This is a genomic window from Microbacterium sp. LEMMJ01 (assembly GCF_002114135.1).
GTDB lineage: Bacteria > Actinomycetota > Actinomycetes > Actinomycetales > Microbacteriaceae > Microbacterium.
In genome coordinates this window covers 46795-64145 of the sequence record NZ_NCTV01000023.1, presented here as the reverse complement: position 1 = coordinate 64145, position 17351 = coordinate 46795, and the positions used below count along the sequence as shown (strand labels likewise).

At 72.3% G+C, this 17351-nt stretch carries 15 protein-coding genes and 2 rRNA genes; 7 read left to right on the top strand and 10 right to left on the bottom strand.

The window, feature by feature from the left end:
- Both B7W94_RS06730 and rrf read left to right on the top strand, forming a co-directional pair.
- A 23S ribosomal RNA gene (locus tag B7W94_RS06730) occupies positions 1–226 on the top strand; the annotation flags it as partial.
- Positions 227–337: 111 nt separating this feature from the next.
- Positions 338–454: ribosomal RNA gene (rrf, locus tag B7W94_RS06725) — 5S ribosomal RNA — on the top strand.
- 65 nt (positions 455–519) lie between these two features.
- Here the strand turns inward: rrf and B7W94_RS06720 are convergent.
- Positions 520–1281, bottom strand: coding sequence for an IclR family transcriptional regulator (locus tag B7W94_RS06720; protein ID WP_253247400.1), 762 nt, complete (start codon positions 1279–1281; stop codon positions 520–522).
- Positions 1282–1351: 70 nt separating this feature from the next.
- On the opposite strand from B7W94_RS06720, the gene hutH reads away from it, so the two are divergent.
- The 3 genes from hutH to hutI are packed head-to-tail and all read left to right on the top strand — an operon-like array spanning position 1352 to position 5707.
- A complete protein-coding gene (gene hutH, locus B7W94_RS06715; protein ID WP_085605460.1) occupies positions 1352–2893 on the top strand; it encodes a histidine ammonia-lyase in 1542 nt (513 codons plus the stop codon).
- The gene (gene hutU, locus B7W94_RS06710) at positions 2886–4544 is read left to right on the top strand and encodes a urocanate hydratase (protein ID WP_085605458.1); all 1659 of its coding nucleotides are present in this window, start codon (positions 2886–2888) and stop codon (positions 4542–4544) included. Before hutH ends, hutU begins: the two co-directional genes overlap by 8 nt.
- A complete protein-coding gene (gene hutI / locus B7W94_RS06705; protein ID WP_085605456.1) occupies positions 4541–5707 on the top strand; it encodes an imidazolonepropionase in 1167 nt (388 codons plus the stop codon). The genes hutU and hutI overlap by 4 nt, the downstream gene beginning before the upstream one ends.
- A 12-nt stretch (positions 5708–5719) precedes the next feature.
- Here hutI and B7W94_RS06700 read toward each other — a convergent pair whose 3' ends face one another.
- On the bottom strand, positions 5720–6634 hold the full coding sequence (locus B7W94_RS06700) for an agmatinase family protein (RefSeq protein WP_085605455.1): 915 nt from the start codon (positions 6632–6634) through the stop codon (positions 5720–5722).
- 1 nt (position 6635) lies between these two features.
- Positions 6636–7913, bottom strand: a complete 1278-nt coding sequence (locus B7W94_RS06695) for a DUF445 domain-containing protein (protein ID WP_085605453.1) — start codon at positions 7911–7913, stop codon at positions 6636–6638.
- A 36-nt stretch (positions 7914–7949) separates the two neighbouring features.
- On the opposite strand from B7W94_RS06695, the gene B7W94_RS06690 reads away from it, so the two are divergent.
- Entirely contained in the window at positions 7950–8222 is a 273-nt protein-coding gene (locus tag B7W94_RS06690; RefSeq protein ID WP_025102619.1) for a metal-sensitive transcriptional regulator, read from the top strand.
- A gap of 20 nt (positions 8223–8242) precedes the next feature.
- Here the strand turns inward: B7W94_RS06690 and B7W94_RS06685 are convergent, their stop codons facing one another.
- Positions 8243–9631, bottom strand: coding sequence for an aspartate aminotransferase family protein (locus B7W94_RS06685; RefSeq protein WP_085605451.1), 1389 nt, complete (start codon positions 9629–9631; stop codon positions 8243–8245).
- 15 nt (positions 9632–9646) lie between these two features.
- Positions 9647–11131, bottom strand: a complete 1485-nt coding sequence (locus B7W94_RS06680; protein ID WP_025102617.1) for a CoA-acylating methylmalonate-semialdehyde dehydrogenase — start codon at positions 11129–11131, stop codon at positions 9647–9649.
- 160 nt (positions 11132–11291) lie between these two features.
- Here B7W94_RS06680 and B7W94_RS06675 point away from each other — a divergent pair, with 160 nt between their 5' ends.
- Positions 11292–12770, top strand: coding sequence for a PucR family transcriptional regulator (locus B7W94_RS06675; RefSeq protein ID WP_253247399.1), 1479 nt, complete (start codon positions 11292–11294; stop codon positions 12768–12770).
- Between the two features lie 9 nt (positions 12771–12779).
- Here the strand turns inward: B7W94_RS06675 and B7W94_RS06670 are convergent, their stop codons facing one another.
- From B7W94_RS06670 to B7W94_RS06650, 5 genes are read right to left on the bottom strand one after another with little or no spacing between them, the layout of a single operon-like run.
- On the bottom strand, positions 12780–13247 hold the full coding sequence (locus B7W94_RS06670; protein WP_025102615.1) for an Lrp/AsnC family transcriptional regulator: 468 nt from the start codon (positions 13245–13247) through the stop codon (positions 12780–12782).
- 55 nt (positions 13248–13302) lie between these two features.
- Positions 13303–14463: an acyl-CoA dehydrogenase family protein gene (locus B7W94_RS06665; RefSeq protein ID WP_025102614.1), complete on the bottom strand. Its 1161-nt coding sequence runs from the start codon at positions 14461–14463 to the stop codon at positions 13303–13305.
- Entirely contained in the window at positions 14460–15218 is a 759-nt protein-coding gene (locus B7W94_RS06660) for an alpha/beta fold hydrolase (RefSeq protein WP_085605447.1), read from the bottom strand. The genes B7W94_RS06665 and B7W94_RS06660 overlap by 4 nt, the downstream gene beginning before the upstream one ends.
- Positions 15219–15258: 40 nt before the next feature.
- A complete protein-coding gene (locus B7W94_RS06655; protein ID WP_085605445.1) occupies positions 15259–16176 on the bottom strand; it encodes a sugar kinase in 918 nt (305 codons plus the stop codon).
- Positions 16173–17336, bottom strand: coding sequence for an MFS transporter (locus B7W94_RS06650; protein WP_051582162.1), 1164 nt, complete (start codon positions 17334–17336; stop codon positions 16173–16175). Before B7W94_RS06650 ends, B7W94_RS06655 begins: the two co-directional genes overlap by 4 nt.
- Positions 17337–17351: the final 15 nt, after the last annotated feature.

Genomic DNA, 17351 nt, shown 5'->3' with positions numbered 1-17351 from the left:
GGACGAACCTCTGGTGTTTCAGTTGTTCCGCCCGTAGCACCTCTGATTAGCTCCGTTCGGTATGGCTCACCGCTGACATCATCTAAGCGGGAAGCCGGCCTCAAGATGAGACTTCCATACCTTCGGGTGAGAGGCTCCCAGCCAGACTACTGGGTTGATAGGCCAGATGTGGAAGCACGGTAACGTGTGCAGCTGACTGGTACTAATAAGCCGATGACTTGATAACACACCGTTTGTTGGTGCTTGCGTCCACTGAGTGGTTCTCGATGTACGGTCGAGAACTACCTTCAACAATGATTCATCATTGCTTTAGGTTTGATTGAAACATCAATAGTGTTTCGGCGGCCATAGCGTGAGGGAAACGCCCGGTCACATTCCGAACCCGGAAGCTAAGCCTCACAGCGCCGATGGTACTGCAGGGGGGACCCTGTGGGAGAGTAGGACACCGCCGGACTCCTTTTAGTCAAGAAGGCCACCCAATGCTGGGTGGCCTTCTTGCGTTAACGCGCAGGTGCCGCGTCAGCGGGCCAGACGCGACTCGAGAGTCGCCGCTGTCTCGCGCACCGCGTTCGCCAGCACGACCTCTGCACCGTGGTCGCCGGCCCAGGTGACCGCGACCGCGGCGACCGGCCAGCCGGCGACGTCGCGCACGACGGCGCCCACCGAACGCAGACCTTCCGCGACCTCCCCGTCCTCCGTCGCATACCCCCGAGAGCGTACGTCCCGGAGGAGTTCGCGCAGCTCCCCGGGGTGGCGGGGCCCTCGCCCGGTGCGGTCGGAGAACGCCGACGCCTCCGGGTACAGCGCCCGGACCTGTTCGCGGGGGAGGGCGGCGAGCATCGCGCGTCCGGTCGCGGTCAGGTGCGCGGGGAGGCGCACGCCGACGTCGGTCACCAGGGTGGGCCGCCGCGGCGCGCGCTCTTCGACGATGTAGAGCACATCCCCACCGCTCATGACCGCCAGGTGCGCGCTCTCCCCGAGCTGGTCGGAGAGAGCGGCGATAAGCGGCCGGCCGAGCCGCGCCAACGGCTGCTGCCGTGCATAGCCGCCCGCCAGCTCGAAGGCCGATGTCCCGAGTCCCCACCGGCGCTCCTCGCGGAGGTGCAGCACGAAGCCGTGGGCCGCGAGCGTGCGCAGCAGGTGATAGACCGTCGATCGCGGAAGCGTCAGCTCCCGGGCGATCGCGGACGCCGCCACCGGTGCCGGGCGGCCCGCCAGATAGCTCAGGATGCGCAGGGTCTGCGCCGCGGCGGGCACCTGGGCGTCGTCGGTCTCGAACATGTCTGGGATCACAGACACAGGTTGCCACGAAGCCGTGTGCGCGTCGACCCCGCAGGTGTGGAATCGAGACATGAGCGATCCAGCCCCTGTCCTCGTCGGCGCCGCCCCTCTCTCCCCGGCGGAGGTCGTCCGCGTCGTCCGTCACGATGCGCCCGTCGTCGTCGACCCTGCGGCGCTGGCCAGGGTCGCCGAGACCCGGCGAGTGATCGACGGCCTCGCCGCGGACCCGCACCCGCACTACGGGGTGTCCACGGGCTTCGGCGCGTTGGCGACGACGTTCATCGCTCCGGAACGGCGCCGGCAGTTGCAGGCGAGTCTCATCCGCTCCCACGCCGCGGGAACCGGCGCCGAGGTCGAGCGGGAGGTCGTACGCGGGCTCCAGCTGCTGCGCCTGCAGACGCTCGCGTCCGGCCGCACCGGGGTTCGCCCCGTCGTGGTCGAGACGTACGCCGCGCTGCTCAACGCGGGCATCGTGCCGGTGGTCCGCGAGTACGGCTCGCTGGGGTGTTCCGGGGATCTCGCGCCCCTTGCCCACATCGCGCTCGCGGCCATGGGCGAGGGCGATGTGCGTGACAGCGCGGGCCGGCTCATCCCGGCGGCCGACGCCCTCGCGGACGCCGGCATCGCACCGCTCACGCTCGTGGAGAAGGAGGGCCTCGCCCTCATCAACGGCACGGACGGGATGCTCGGCACGCTGGTGCTCGCGCTCCACGACCTGGAGACGCTGCTCCTGACGGCGGATGTGGCGGCGGCGATGTCGGTGGAGTCGCAGCTCGGCACCGATACGGTGTTCGCCGCCGATCTCATGGCGCTGCGTCCGCAGGCGGGGCAGGCGGTATCCGCCGGTCACCTCCGGGCGCTGCTCGCCGGGTCGCCGATGGTCGCGAGCCACAAGGGCCCGGAAGACGGCCGTGTCCAGGACGCGTACTCCCTGCGCTGCTCGCCGCAGGTGCACGGCGCCGCGCGCGACACGCTCGGGTATGCCGAAATGATCGCGGAGCGCGAGCTCTCCAGCGTCATCGACAACCCGATCATCACCCTCGACGGCCGCATCGAGTCGAACGGCAACTTCCACGGGGCGCCCGTCGCCGCGGTCCTCGACTTCCTGGCGATCTCGATCGCCGACGTCGCCTCCGTGTCCGAGCGGCGCACCGACCGCGCTCTGGATCCGGCCCGCAGCCACGGGCTCCCGCCGTTCCTCGCGGCGGAGGTCGGGGTCGATTCCGGGCTGATGATCGCGCAGTACGCGGCGGCCGGCATCGTCTCCGAGCTCAAGCGTCTCGCGGTTCCCGCCTCGGTGGACTCCATCCCGTCCTCGGCGATGCAGGAGGACCACGTCTCGATGGGCTGGGCCGCAGCACGGAAGCTGCGTCGGGCGATCGACGGCCTCTCCCGCGTCCTCGCGATCGAGATCCTCACCGCCGCCCGCGCGCTGGATCTCCGCGCGCCGCTCGAGGCGGGCCCGGCGACCGGCGCCGTGCGCGATCTCATCCGCACGGTCGCCGCCGGCCCCGGCCCTGACCGCCACCTCTCGCCCGAGATGGAGGCCGTGACCGCCCTCGTCCAGTCGGGTGCCATCGCCCGTGTCGCAAAGGAGCACATGCATGACTGAGGAGAACGCAGCGCGCACGGTACGCGCAGCCCGCGGTGCCGAGCGCACCGCCAAGAGCTGGGGCGCCGAGGCGGCCAAGCGCATGCTCATGAACAACCTCGATCCCGAGGTCGCCGAGCACCCGGAAGACCTGGTGGTCTACGGCGGGACGGGCAAGGCGGCACGCAGCTGGGCGGCGTACGAGGCGATCGTCCGCACGCTCGACGAGCTGGAGCCGGATGAGACGCTGCTCGTCCAGTCCGGCAAGCCGGTGGGCGTGTTCCGCACCCACGAGTGGGCGCCGCGCGTGCTCATCGCCAACTCGAACCTCGTCGGCGACTGGGCGACCTGGCCGGAGTTCCGCCGTCTGGAGGAGCTGGGGCTGACCATGTACGGCCAGATGACCGCCGGCTCCTGGATCTACATCGGCACGCAGGGCATCCTGCAGGGGACGTACGAGACGTTCGCCGCGGTCGCCCGCTCGCTCGGGCGCGATTCCCTGCGGGGGACGCTGACGCTGACGGCCGGTGCGGGCGGGATGGGCGGGGCGCAGCCCCTCGCCGTGACCCTCAACGAGGGCGCGGTCCTGATCGTGGACGTCGACGAGACGCGGCTGGCCCGCCGTGTGGAGCATCGGTACCTCGACGAGTACTCCACCGACCTCGATGCGGCGGTGGCCCGGGTCGTCGCGGCGAAGGACGCCGGTCACGCCCTCTCGGTCGGCGTCGTGGGCAATGCCGCGGAGATCTTCCCTGAGCTCCTGCGGCGGGGCGTGCCCATCGACGTGGTCACCGACCAGACCAGCGCCCACGACCCCCTCGCGTACCTGCCGATCGGTGTCGACGTGGCCCGGTGGAAGGAGGAGGCGGCGCGCGATCCCGAGGAGTTCACCCGGCGGTCGAGGGAGTCGATGGCCGCCCACGTCGCCGCGATGGTCGGCTTCCAGGACGCGGGGGCGGCCGTGTTCGACTACGGCAACTCGATCCGCGCGGAGGCGCAGCTCGGCGGCTTCGACCGGGCGTTCGCGTTCCCCGGATTCGTCCCCGCCTACATCCGCCCGCAGTTCGAGGAAGGGCGAGGACCGTTCCGCTGGGTGGCGCTGTCCGGAGACCCGGAGGACATCTTCAAGACGGACCGCGCGATCGCCGAGCTCTTCCCCGAGGACACGGCCCTGCACCGTTGGCTCGACAAGGCGGGGTCGGCCGTCCACTTCGAGGGTCTGCCGGCGCGCATCTGCTGGCTCGGCTACCAGGAGCGGCACCTCGCCGGACTGAAGTTCAACGAGATGGTCGCCTCGGGAGAGCTGTCCGCGCCGATCGTCATCGGCCGTGACCACCTCGACTCCGGCTCCGTCGCGTCGCCGTACCGGGAGACCGAGGCCATGAAGGACGGCTCCGACGCGATCGCCGACTGGCCGCTGCTCAACGCCCTCCTCAACACCGCCTCCGGGGCGTCGTGGGTGTCGCTGCACCACGGCGGCGGCGTGGGGATCGGACGCTCGATCCACGCCGGGCAGGTCACGGTGGCGGACGGTTCGGCCCTCGCGGCGGAGAAGCTCGCCCGGGTGCTGACGAACGACCCCGGCACCGGTGTCATGCGACACGTGGACGCCGGGTACGACCACGCCAAGGAGGTCGCCCGCGACCGCGGACTGAAGGTGCCGATGCTGTGACGACGACGCTCATCTCCGGGATCGGGGAGCTGACGACCAACGTCGCCGCGGGGGGCGACCCGGCCGGCACGCTCCGCGAGGCGGCCGTGCTGATCGACGGCGCGCGGATCGCGTGGGTGGGTTCGTCTGCTGCGGCTCCCGCGGCCGATGAGGTCGTCGACGCCGGGGGGCGGGCCGTGATCCCCGGATTCGTCGACAGCCACAGCCACCTCGTCTTCGGCGGCGATCGGGCGGCGGAGTTCGAGGCGCGCATGGCGGGGCAGCCGTACGCGGCGGGCGGCATCCGCTCGACGGTGCAGGCGACGCGGGCGGCGACCGACGACGAGCTGCGCGCCCGACTGCACGGGTTCATCGAGGAGCTGCGGACGCAGGGCACCACCACGGTCGAGATCAAGAGCGGTTACGGTCTCGCCGTCGCGGAGGAGGAGCGCCTCGTGCGCCTCGCCGCCGAGGTGACGTCGGAGGTCACGTTCCTCGGCGCGCACGTGGTCCCGGTCGAGTACGCCGACGATCCCGATGCCTATGTCGACCTCGTCGTGGGGCCGATGCTCGACGCCTGCGCCCCGCACTCCCGGTGGATCGATGTCTTCTGCGAGACCGGCGCCTTCACGGTGGCGCAGTCGCGACGGATCCTGGAGGCGGGCAGGGCCCGGGGCCTTGCTCCTCGGGTGCATGCGAGCCAGCTCGGTCCGGGCGACGGCGTGCGGATGGCGGTCGAGCTGGGGGCGGCATCGGTGGATCACGGCACCTACCTCACCGACGCGGACATCGCCGCGCTCGCCGCGTCGGACACGGTGCTCACGCTGCTACCCGGCGTGGAGTTCTCCACGCGCCAGCCCTATCCGGATGCGCGCAGACTCCTCGACGCGGGTGTGACAGTTGCGCTGGCGTGCGACACGAACCCGGGGTCCAGCTTCACGTCGTCCATGGCCTTCTGCATCGCCATCGCCGTGCGGGACATGGGCATGACCACGGCGGAGGCGGTCTGGGCCGCCACCGCCGGCGGGGCGCGGGCACTGCGGCGCGACGACATCGGCCGGATCGCCCCCGGGGCGCGCGCCGACCTTGTGCTGCTCGACGCCCCCTCCCGCGTGCATCTGGCGTATCGCCCGGGTGTGCCGCTGGTGCAGCGCGTCTGGAAGGACGGGGCGGCCGTCGTCTGAGGGCGGCTCGGGCTAGCGTGCCGCGAGGCCCGCGAGCAGCTCGAGCACGCAGAGGGCGGCGAGCCGCACGGTGCGACCGTCCTCGGCGTCCGCGGTCGCGTCGACCTCGGCGATGTCGGCGCTCGCGACCCGCGGATCGGCGGCGACCGCCCGGGTGAGGGCGCGCAGCTCCCACGCGGCCAGGCCTCCCGGGACGCTGGCCGGGCACCCCGGTGCGACCGCGCGGTCGCACACGTCCACGTCGATGTCGAGGTGCACCCGGGCGGCGTCGCCCGCGCCCGCGATCTCGACGGCCTCGGCCACGACGTCGGCGATGCCGCGACGGCGCACGTCGTCGAGGGTGACGACCCGGATGCCCCAGTCGGCCGCGCGGCGGGCGTACGCGGCGGAGTTCGCGAAGTCGGCGAGGCCGATCTGCACGATCCGGGTGGGGTCGATGCGTGCGGTGGGGAGGGCGGACGCCGCCGGGGCGTCTTCGACGAGTCGCCGCACCGGCGTGCCGTTGGAGACGCCGTCGCGCAGGTCGAAGTGGGCGTCGAACGTGATCAGGCCCGTGGCCTCCGCTCCGAGCGCGACCGGGTAGGTGAGGGAGTTGTCGCCGCCGAGGGCGATGACGAGATCTGACGCTCCCGCGAGTTCCCGGACCCGCTCGATCGTCCGCGCCTCTCCCGCGTCGCCGTCCGGCTCCGGCACGTCCCCGGCGTCCGCGATGCGGAGCACCTCGTCCAGGTCGATCGTCGGTGGGCCGAGGACCGTCGTGCCGTAGCGGGGGAGCGCCTCGCGGATCGCGGCCGGGGTCGCGTGCGCCCCGGTCGGGGACAGGGAGGTGCGCCAGGTCGGGACGCCGAGCAGCACCGCATCGGCCGTGCCCTCGAACGCGGGCCAGGCGCCGGCACGCGGCCAGAGCGGATCGTGGGACAGTGCCATGTCAGACTCCCGGGATCAGGGCGTGGGCGACGGTGAAGATCGCGAGGCCGGCGAGGGCGCCGACGACGGTGCCGTTGAGGCGGATGTACTGCAGATCGCGGCCGACCATGAGCTCGATCTTCTCGGTGGTCTCGGCGGGATCCCAGCGCTCCACGGTGTCGGTGATGATCGAGGCGATGTCGTGCCGGTACCGGTCGACGAGGAAGACAGCCGCATCGGAGACCCACGTGTCGACGCGGCGCTGCAGGGCGGCGTCGGTCGTGAGCCGCTCGCCGACCTCCTGCAGTGCCTGCACGGCGCGGCGCCGCAGCCCGCTCTCCGGGTCGGCGAGGGAGGTGAGGAGTCCGTTCTTGGCGGTGTTCCACGCCTCCGCGGCGAGGGCGCCGACGCGCGGGCTGTCGAAGAGCGCGGCCTTGGCGTTCTCCAGCTTCTCGCGCGTCGCGGGATCGTTCTGCAGGGCGTCCGCGAGGCGGGACAGGTACCCGTCGATCGCGAGGCGGGCCGGATGCCGCGGGTCGGCCTGCACGGCGCGGACGAACTTGACCGCCTCGTTGTACACCGTGTCGTCGATGAGGCGGTGCGCGATCTTCGGCATCCATCCGGGGAGGCGCCGGGAGACGAGTCCGGTGAAGGAGGCCGCGTTGGCGTCGAGCCATCGCCCGATGCTGTCCACCGCGAGGTCGACGGCACCGTGGTGCGCCTCCGCCTCCACGATCTTCTCCAGCCACGCTCCGGCGGGCGGCCCCCACTCCGGCGCGACGAGATGCTCGCGCGCGAGGTCGGCGAGGAGATCGCGCACGTCGTCGTCGCTCAGCGCGTTCAGCACGGCCGTCGCGACCGTCGCCCCCTCGGCCGCCACGCGCTCGGCATGCGGGGTCTCGCGAAGCCACTCCCCGGCGCGGAGGGCGATCGCGGTGCTGGTGAGCTTGGTGCGCACGACGTCGGCGGCGAGGAAGTTCGTCTCCACGAACTCGCCCAGCGTGCGGCCGATCTCGTCCTTGCGGTTCGGGATGATCGCAGTGTGCGGGATGGGCAGGCCGAGCGGACGGCGGAACAGCGCGGTCACCGCGAACCAGTCCGCCAGCGCGCCGACCATGCCGCCCTCCGCCGCGGCGCGGACGTACGCGAGCCCGCCGACCCGCTCCTGGAACGCGAACGCGACGACGAAGGCGAGGGCCATGAAGATCAGCGCCCCGAGCGCGACGGCCTTCATCCGCCGCAGCGCGCGCCGGCGCTCCTGGTCGGCGACGGAGAGCAGCGTCGTGGGTGTTCGCGGCATGACGTCATCCTTTCACGGGGCGAGTAGCCTCGATACGTGATCGAAGACATCAAGAAGCGCGCCCTGCACCGCACCAGCATCCTCGAGGGTCAGATGCGCGGCGTCGCGCGGATGATCGAGAACGAGGAGTACTGCATGGACATCATCACGCAGTCCCGCGCGATCCAGCGCTCCCTCGAGTCGCTCAACCGTCTGCTGCTGGAGAACCACCTGCGCACGCACGTCACCCACATGTTCGAGGACGGCGGCGAGGAGCGCGACAAGGCCGTCGGCGAGCTCCTCAAGGCGTTCGACTTCGACCGCAAGTAGCGGCCGGCGGGGGACGCCTCTCAGCCGACCGCGTACCCGTCGGCGACCGCCAGCGCCTCCTCGATCGCCCCCAGACCCCGCACCAGCTCCGCCTCCTCGATCACCAGCGGCGGAGCGATGTGCACGCGGTGGAAGTGCGTGAAGGGCCAGACCCCTGCCCGCTTCGCGGCGGCGGCGAACGCCGTCATCGGGGCGGCGTCGGCACCGCTCGCGTTGAACGGCACCAGCGGCTCCCTGGTCTGCTGATCCCGCACGAGCTCCACCGCCCAGAACAGCCCGCGACCGCGCACCTCGCCCACGCTCGGATGCGACTGCGCCCACGAGCGCAGGGTCGGACCGACGACCCGCTCGCCGAGGTCGCGCACCCGTTCCAGGATGCCGTCGCGGCGGAACACCTCGAACGTGGCCACACCGGCGGCGCAGGCGAGAGGGTGCCCGGAGTACGTCAGTCCGCCCGCGAACGGGACGGTGTCGAAGGCCGCGGCGATGCGGTCGGAGATCACGACGCCGCCGAGGGGGACGTAGCCCGAGTTCACGCCCTTCGCGAAGGTGATCAGGTCGGGGCGGGCGTCGAAGGCATCGATCCCGAACCACTCGCCGAGCCGGCCGAACCCCACCATCACCTCGTCCGCGATGAAGACGATCCCGTAGCGATCGCAGAGCGCGCGTACCCCGGGCAGATAGCCGGGCGGAGGAAGCAGCACGCCGTTGGTGCCGACGACCGTCTCGACGATGATCGCGGCGATGGTCTGCGGTCCCTCGAGCTGGATGGTCTGCTCCAGATGCGCGAGGGCGCGCTCCGTCTCCTGCTCGGTCGTCTCGCTGTGGAACGGGGAGCGGTAGAGGTACGGTCCGAAGAACCGCACGGCCCCGGTGTCCGTGACGTCGTTCGCCCAGCGGCGGGGGTCGCCGGTGAGGGAGATCGCGGTCGCGGTGGAGCCGTGGTAGCTGCGGTACATCGAGAGCACCTTCCGGCGGCCCGTGGCCTGCCGGGCCATGCGCACCGCGTACTCGTTCGCCTCCGCGCCGCCGTTCGTGAAGAACACCTTCTCGAACCCGTCGGGAGCGACCTCGGCGATGAGACGGGCGAGCTCCCCGCGCACATCGTTGGCCATCGACGGCTGGATGGTGGCGAGCCGCCCGGCCTGCTGCTGGATCGCTGCGACGAGGTCCGGGTGCTGGTGGCCGAGGTTGAGGTTCACCAGCTGGCTGGAGAAGTCGAGGTAGGCGGTGCCCTCGTAGTCCCAGAACGTCGAGCCCCGACCGGTGGCGACCGGCAGCGGGTCGATCAGCGCCTGCGCGCTCCAGGAGTGGAAGACATGGGCGCGGTCGTCGGCGCGCACCTGCGCCTCGGCGTCCGAGGCGGGGAGCGGGAAGGTGAGTCCGTGGCGGTCGGTGAAGGTCGTCATCGTGATCGCTCCTCGTCAGTGGTTGCTCGGGAAGCCGAGGTCGATCTGCGACGGGGTGTGGTCGGGCCACCGCGTCGTCACGACCTTTGACCGCGTGTAGAAGTGCACCGACTCCGGGCCGTAGATGTGCGCGTCGCCGAAGAGCGAGTCCTTCCACCCGCCGAACGAGTATGCGCCGATGGGCACCGGGATCGGGACGTTGACGCCGACCATGCCGACCTCGATGTCGAACTCGTACTGCCGCGCCGTCCCGCCGTCGCGCGTGAAGATCGCGGTCCCGTTGCCGTAGGCGTTCGCGTTGACGAGCGCGACCGCCTCCGCGTAGGAGCCCACGCGCACGACGGACAGGACCGGGCCGAAGATCTCGTCGTCGTAGACGCGCATGCCGGGTGTGACGTCGTCGATCAGGCTCACCCCGAGGAAGAAGCCGTCGCCGTCGAACGGCTTGGTGGTGCCGTCGACGACGACCGTGGCGCCCTCGCCGGGAGCTTCCGTGACGTAGGAGGCGACCCGGTCACGGTGCTCCGCAGTGATGAGGGGCCCCATCTCGCTCGCCGGGTCCGTGCCGGGGCCGATCGAGAGGCCGTCGATGCGGCGGGCGACCGCGGCGACGAGGTCGTCGGCGATGTCGCCCACCGCCACGAGCACGGACACCGCCATGCAGCGTTCGCCCGCGGAGCCGTAGGCCGCGGAGACGGCGGCGTCGGCGGCCGCGTCGATGTCGGCGTCGGGCATTACGACCATGTGGTTCTTCGCGCCGCCGAGCGCCTGCACCCGCTTCCCGGCGGCGGACGCCCGTCCGTAGATCGAGCGGGCGATCGGGGTCGACCCGACGAAGCTCACCGCCTGCACCTGCGGGGAGCCGAGGAGCGCGTCGACGGCCTCCCGGTCGCCGTGCACGACGTTGAGGACGCCGTCCGGGAGACCGGCCTCGCGGAACAGCCGTGCGAGCCAGACCGCCGCGGACGGATCCTTCTCGCTGGGCTTGAGGACGACGGTGTTGCCGCACGCGATGGCGGAGGCGACCATCCACAGCGGCACCATGACCGGGAAGTTGAACGGGGTGATGGCCGCGACCACGCCGACCGGCTGCTTCACGGAGTGCACGTCGACCCCGCGGGCGACCTGCTCGCTGCGCTCGCCCTTGAGCAGGTGCACGAGCCCCGCGGCGAACTCGACGTTCTCGATGCCCCGGGACACCTCGCCGGCCGCGTCGGACAGGACCTTCCCGTGCTCGGACGTGACGATGGCGGCGAGCTCGTCCGTCCGTTCCTTGAGGAGCTGACGGAGCCGGAAGAAGACGTCGGCGCGTTTGATGAGGCTCGTCTCCCGCCACGCCGGCAGGGCGGCAGCAGCGGCGGCCACCGCGGCGTCGACCTCGGTGGCCGAGGCCAGTGCGACCTCTTTCGTGACGGCACCTGTCGCCGGGTCGAAGACGGGGCCGCGGCGCGCCGCCTCGGCGGTCTCGGTGCCGTTGATGACGTGACGGACGATGTCCACGGGTGCTCCTTCGCAGAGGGGATCGCGTCTCGCACACTCTGACCGAGGGTCGCTACGCTGGGGTTCGGCCCATGCTGACAGGAAACGGAGCGCGTGCGGAGTGGCAGAGCGTCAGGACTTCTCGGTGGATCGGACAGATCGTCCGGATCGATCGCCTTCGGTGCTGCGTGTCGGGGACGTGCTCGCGCTTCCCGCGGTGCAGGCGGGGGCGCCGACCGTCCTCGTCGGGGGCCCGGCGCTCGACGCCGGGGTGCGGTGGGTCCACGCCTCGGACAGCGCCGCCGTCGCCCGCCTGCTCGACGGCGGCGAGCTGCTGCTCACGACCGGCGCGGCCTGGCCGACGAACCCCGCAGCGCTGCGCGTGCTCGTGGCGGAGCTGGCGGCGGTGGGGGTGTGCGGCATCGTCGTCGAACTCGGCCCGCGGATGCCCCGCGTCCCGGTCGCGGTCGTCGAGGCCTGTGCCGCCTCGGGCCTCGCCCTGATCGCGCTCGGGGTGGAGGTCAAGTTCGTCGCGGTGACCGAGGCCGTGCACCGCGCGCTGATCGAGGCCCAGACCGTGGCGCTCCGCGAGCGTCAGCGCCTGCACGACCTCTTCACCACCCTCAGCCTCCGCGGCGCGCCGGCCGACCTCATCGTGTCCGAGGTCGCCCGCGCGCTCGACGCCCCGGTCCACCTCGAGAATCCGGCGGGGGAGGTCGTGGCGGTCGAAGCGCTCCGCGCCGCGGTCGGCGAGGCCCTCCGCCAGGCGGAGCGGGGCGGCGATCGGGTGCCCGTGCAGGCGCGCGGTGTGCGCTGGGGCTGGCTCATCGCGGCGGAGGGTCCGCCGCACCCCGCCGGTCGGTCCACGGTCCTGGAGCTGGGAGCGACGGCCCTCGCCTTCGGCTGCCTCGCCGATGGGGAGGGGGCGTGGACCGTGCTCGCCCATCGCAGCCTCGTCGAGGATCTTCTCGGTGCGCGGTTCGCCCGCGAGGAAGACGTCGAGGTCCGGCTCCGGGGACTCGGGCTCGACCTCTCGGGCGGGACCGTCTCCGGCCTCGTCTTCCGCACGGACGAGGACGCGGGGACGCTCGTCGCCCGCGCGCGTGCGGCGGGGCTGTCCGCGGTGGGGGCCCGGCGGGGAGCGGACCTGGTCCTGCTCCTGGCCGCCGGATCCGACGCGCTGACCGATGCCGTCCTCGCGCACCTCTCGGACGGCGCGCCCGTGACCGTCGGACCGAGCGCCGAAGGCGTCCGCGGCCTCCTGGCCTCGATCCGCGCCGCGCTCGACCTCGCCGCACGGCCGTCCGGGGGCGACGTGCCGGCGGTCCGCCGCGTCGCCGACCGGCCCCTCGAACGCCTCGTATCCGCTCTGCGCGACGACCGGCGGCTCCAGGCGCACAGCGAGCAGATGCTGGAGCCGCTCGTCCGTCACGACCGGGATCGCCGCGGAGACCTGCTCGCGGTCCTCGCCGCCCTCGTCGCGCACCCCGGCAACCGCTCCGCGGCGGCGGCCGCGAGCCATCTCTCGCGCTCGGTGTTCTATCAGCGCCTCGCGCTCATCGGCGACCTGCTCGGCGCGGATCTGGACGACGGGGAGACCCTCGCCGCCCTGCACCTCGCCCTCCTCGCCCGCCGTCGCGAGGAGACGCGGCCGCGCTGAGACCGACCGTCAGCGCGTGCCCCAGGCGAACTGCTGCTTCTGGAGCTTCGCGTAGATGAAGGTCTCGGTCGACACCACGCCCGGGATCGGCCGGATGCGATCGTTGACGAGGGCCAGCAGATGGTCGTCGTCCTCGCACACCGCCTCGACGAGCACGTCGAACGATCCGACCGTGATCACGACGTAGTCGACCTCGTCGATGTCGGCGATCGCCTCGGCCACGCCTCGGGCGTCCCCGGCGACCTTGACCCCGACCATCGCCTGCCGGTGGAAGCCGAGCTGCATGGGATCGGTCACCGCGACGATCTGCATCACTCCGGACTCGGTGAGCCGCTGCACGCGCTGCCGGACGGCGGCCTCGCTCAGGCCGACGATCCGGCCGATCTCGGAGTACGAGCGCCGCCCGTCCTCCTGCAGCATCTCGACGATGGTCTTGGAGATCGCGTCGAGGGTATGGTCCTTCTTCGACGGTGCCATGGTGTGATCTTGGCACCGCGGACGGTCGTGGACAACGGGGTGTGCGTGCGCCCGCTCAGGCCTCGATCGGGCCCAGCCAGGCGCTCGCCGCGGTGGCGTGCGCCGACTCCGGGTCGGAGGGATGGAACGCGCCGGCGAGGACGTCGCGATACAGCCGGGAGAGCTCGTTGGCGCTGAAGTACGAGCCGCCGCCGGCCACCAGCATGGCCTCGTCGACGACGTGCTTGGCCATCGTCACCGCGCGATGCTTGACGCCCGAGAGCGCGGGGAACCAGCCCGCGCCGCGGTCCGCGCGCTCGTCGACATCGCGGGCGAGTACGGCGATCTGCGGAGGGAGGGCGTCGTAGGCGAGGGCCATGTCGGCGATCCGCCAGCGGATGTCCGGATCCTGGCTGTACGCGGCGCCGCTCTTCTTGGAGCGACGCCGATGGGCCGTCGCCACGGCCAGCTCGAGGGCCCGCCGGGCGATTCCGGTGTAGACGGAGGCGAGGAGGATCTCGAAGACCGCGAAGATGCCGAAGACGATCGGGTCGGGGCTCGGGCCGGGGTCGATCCGCCGCACGACGTGCGCCGCCTCCGCGACGGCCCCGTCGAGGCGCGTGGTCCGGCTCTGGGTGCCGCGCATGCCGAGGGTGTCCCAGTCGTCGGCGGTGGTGACCGCGGACGTGCGGTCGACGAAGGCGAACACGAGCTTCGGCGCGTCCGGGCTCGTGGTGTCGAGCCCGTGCAGGCCGAGCTTCGTCCACACCGGGGCGAGCGAGGTGAAGATCTTGGTGCCGGTGAAGGCGTAACCCCCGGCGCCGTCCGGCACCGCGGCCGTGTCGCTCCCGAACAGCACGAGGTCGTTGCCGCCCTCGCTGATGCCGAACGCGAAGACCTCGCCGGCCACGGCGCCGTCCTGCACGAACTCGAGACCGGGGACCCCGCGGTCCGAGAAGACCTTGGCGACGCCGGTCCAGACGAGGTGCATGTTGATCGCCAGGGCGGTTGCGGGCGCGGCGCCCGCGAGCCGCTGCTGGAGGAGGGCGGCCTGCTCGAGGCCGAGTCCCGCGCCGCCGCGCTCCCGCGGCACGAGGATCGACAGGTAGCCGGCCGCGCGGAGCTCGTCGAGGTCGGCCTGGGGGAAGGTGTTCTCCCTGTCGTGGAGGGGGGCGCGCTCGCGGATGCGGTCGAGCAGGTCGTCGGGGAGATACGCCGACGGGTCGAAGTCGGTCATGCCAGAGCCTCCAGGAGCTGTCGGATGGATTCCTCCGGGCGGTCGCGATGCACCGAGTGGCCGGCGCCGGCCACGACCGACAGGGAGATGCGGGGGTTGCTCGCGAGCACCTCGTCGGCGAGGGCCCCGGTGAAGATGCTGGAGACAGCGGGATCGGCCCCGATCACGTGCGTGGGCACGGTCAGACGGGCCGCGTGCGCACGGACGTCCCACGGCTGGTTCTGTGCGCTCGTCTGCTCGACCGCCCACGCGCTCGCCCGCCGGACGGCGTCGACCTTGAGCTCCTGGTCCTGCGGATGCCAGTGCGGGTGCTCCTGCCGCACCGCGTCGAGGCGGTTGTCGGCGAAGGCGCGTTCCTGGCTGCGGCGGACGTCGGCCGCGTCCTGCTGGACGACATGGATCGCGGGATCGATGAGGACGAGGCGTCGTGTCCAGTCCGCGTCGTCCGCGGCGGCCACCGTCCCGGCGGCGCCGCCGAGCGAGTGTCCGACGACGGCATCCCAGGCGCCCGCACCGGGAGGGCTCGTGGCGGCGAGGTCCGCGGCGTACGCTGCGACGGAGTAGTCGAGCGTGCGCGGGGCGTCTCCGTGGCCGCGCAGGTCCACCGCCGTCGCGTGCCAGCCGGCCGCTGCGAGGGCGTCGCCGAGCCGCCACATGAGCGCGCCGGATGATCCCAGACCGTGCACGAGGAGGGCGCGTCGCGGCGCAGCGACATCGCCCCAGCTCAGGCGGGGGAGGGTGACGGGAGCGGGCATGGCACCAGCCTACGACCGCGCCGGGGCGTGGCGGGCGGCGTCAGCGCGCGGGCTCCAGAGGCGGCAGGTCGGCCGCGATGCGGAGTACCCGCGCGGCGGCCTCGTGTCCGGCGGCCAGGCGGGTCTCGAGGTCGGCGCCGTCGAGCGTCGCGGCGAGGAACCCGGACGCGAAGGCGTCGCCGGCACCGACGGGCTCGACAACGTCGACCACCGGCGCGGGAACGAACACCGGGTCCGCGTCGCCCGCGAACGCCGTCGCGCCGACGTCGCCGTCCTTGACGACGAGTAGGCGGCAGTGCGGGAGGTAGGCGCGGATCTCCGCTGCTGTGGCGGTGCCCCAGATGCGCTCGGCCTCGTCGCGGCCGACGAAGGCGATGTCGGCGGCGTCGGCCAGACGAGCCAGGGTGGCGGCCGCCTCTTCCGGGCTCCACAGCGCCCGGCGGTCGTTGACGTCGAACGAGACGACGGCTCCGGCGGTGCGCGCGTCGGCGAAGAGCTGGTCGACCATCGCCAGGCACGTCGCGGACAGCGCCGGGGTGATGCCCGTGGTGTGCACGATGCGCACGCCGGCGAGCTGCGCGGGGGACAGGAACCCCGGTGCCATGCGCGAGGCGGCCGAGCCGCGGCGGTAGTAGTAGACGGCCGACGACTCCACGCCGGGATCCTTGAACATCACACCGGTCGGTGCCTCGGCGTCGAGTTCGGTCCACAACTCGACGCGACGCCGTTCCAGCTCGGCGGTGAGACGTCGGCCGAGGGGATCGTCGCCGAGGCGGGAGGCCCAGGCGGCGCGGTGGCCCGCGGCCGCCACGCCGACCGCGACGTTCGCCTCCGCGCCCGCGTGCGTGATCGACGCCGTGTCGGCGGACGCGAGGTCGGCGCCGGTGGGAGTGATCAGCGCCATCGACTCGCCGACGCACACGATCGCGGGGGAGGAGGACGGGACGGAGGGGCTCATGAGGGGGTGACCGCCAGGGGCTCGGTATCGGGATGGGGGCTCGCGTCGCGGTGACGCAGATCGGGGAAGGAGCGCACGAACACGATCGAGACGAGCAGTCCGACGCCCGCGAAGATGGTGGCGGCCAGGTAGGCGCCGCGCCAGTCGCCGACGTCGACGAGGAAGCCGGCGACCGCCGATCCGGCTGCGGCGCCGATGAGCTGGCCGGTGCCCGCCCAGCCGAAGGCCTCGGCGGTCTCGCTGAACTTCACGCTGGCCGTGGTGATGGCGAACAGCACCGCGAGGGCGGGAGCGATGCCGATGCCGGCGAGGATGAGCGTGCCGCCCAGCCAGAAGACGTTGAGCATCACCATCGTGAGGGCCAGGCCCACGGTGACGATGAGCAGGCGGCGCGCCATGGCCCACGGGCCGATCGGGATGTGGCCGAAGGCGAGACCGCCGGCCAGGCTGCCGGCGGAGAAGACGGCGAGGATGAGGCCCGCCGCGAGGCTGCCGTGCTCGAACGTCGCGACCACGCCGACCTCGACCGCCGAGCAGGCGCCGATGAGGAGGAAACCGATGACCGTCGCGAGGAGCACGGGCGGCTTGAGGACGACCTTGCCCAGCGCATTGCGGCTGCGGGGGATGCGCACGCGGCCGACCTCGGGGGAGAGGATGAACCACGCGCCGCCGGCGACGAGGACGATCGCCACCAGGAGCAGACCCTCCATGGTGCCGACCTGGGTGGAGACGAGGGTGATGACCACCGGGGCCAGCACCCAGATGATCTCCTGCAGGGACGCGTCGAGGGAGAACAGCGGCGTGAGCTGGCCGGCGTTCACGAGCTTGGGGTAGATCGTGCGGACGGCCGCCTGCACGGGCGGGGTCGACAGGCCGGCGATCATGCCGAGAGCCATGTAGCCGGGGACGGAGAGCGGCAGCAGCCCGAGACCGAGCACGGCGATCACGCAGACGGACAGGGTGAGGGTCAGCACCCGCCGCATGCCCCAGGCGCCCATCCACCGGCTGGTGATGGGGCCGGCGACCGCCTGGCCGACGCTGGTCGCGGCGAGCACGAGGCCCGCCGATCCGTACGATCCGGTCTGCTGCTCGACGTGCAGCAGGATCGCCAAGGACATCATCCCGTTGGGGAAGCGCGCGGTGAGCTGGGCGGCGATCATGCGGCCCACTCCCGG

Bases quoted from the DNA above. Each gene is read 5' to 3' on its own strand.
- hutH (WP_085605460.1), top strand. From the start codon at position 1,352: ATGAGCGATCCAGCCCCTGTCCTCGTCGGCGCCGCCCCTCTCTCCCCG.
- B7W94_RS06655 (WP_085605445.1), bottom strand. From the start codon at position 16,176: ATGAGCCCCTCCGTCCCGTCCTCCTCCCCCGCGATCGTGTGCGTCGGC.
- B7W94_RS06700 (WP_085605455.1), bottom strand. From the start codon at position 6,634: ATGGCACTGTCCCACGATCCGCTCTGGCCGCGTGCCGGCGCCTGGCCC.
- B7W94_RS06695 (WP_085605453.1), bottom strand. From the start codon at position 7,913: ATGCCGCGAACACCCACGACGCTGCTCTCCGTCGCCGACCAGGAGCGC.
- B7W94_RS06670 (WP_025102615.1), bottom strand. From the start codon at position 13,247: ATGGCACCGTCGAAGAAGGACCATACCCTCGACGCGATCTCCAAGACC.
- B7W94_RS06720 (WP_253247400.1), bottom strand. From the start codon at position 1,281: ATGTTCGAGACCGACGACGCCCAGGTGCCCGCCGCGGCGCAGACCCTG.
- hutU (WP_085605458.1), top strand. From the start codon at position 2,886: ATGACTGAGGAGAACGCAGCGCGCACGGTACGCGCAGCCCGCGGTGCC.
- B7W94_RS06685 (WP_085605451.1), bottom strand. From the start codon at position 9,631: ATGACGACCTTCACCGACCGCCACGGACTCACCTTCCCGCTCCCCGCC.
- B7W94_RS06650 (WP_051582162.1), bottom strand. From the start codon at position 17,336: ATGATCGCCGCCCAGCTCACCGCGCGCTTCCCCAACGGGATGATGTCC.
- B7W94_RS06660 (WP_085605447.1), bottom strand. From the start codon at position 15,218: ATGCCCGCTCCCGTCACCCTCCCCCGCCTGAGCTGGGGCGATGTCGCT.
- B7W94_RS06665 (WP_025102614.1), bottom strand. From the start codon at position 14,463: ATGACCGACTTCGACCCGTCGGCGTATCTCCCCGACGACCTGCTCGAC.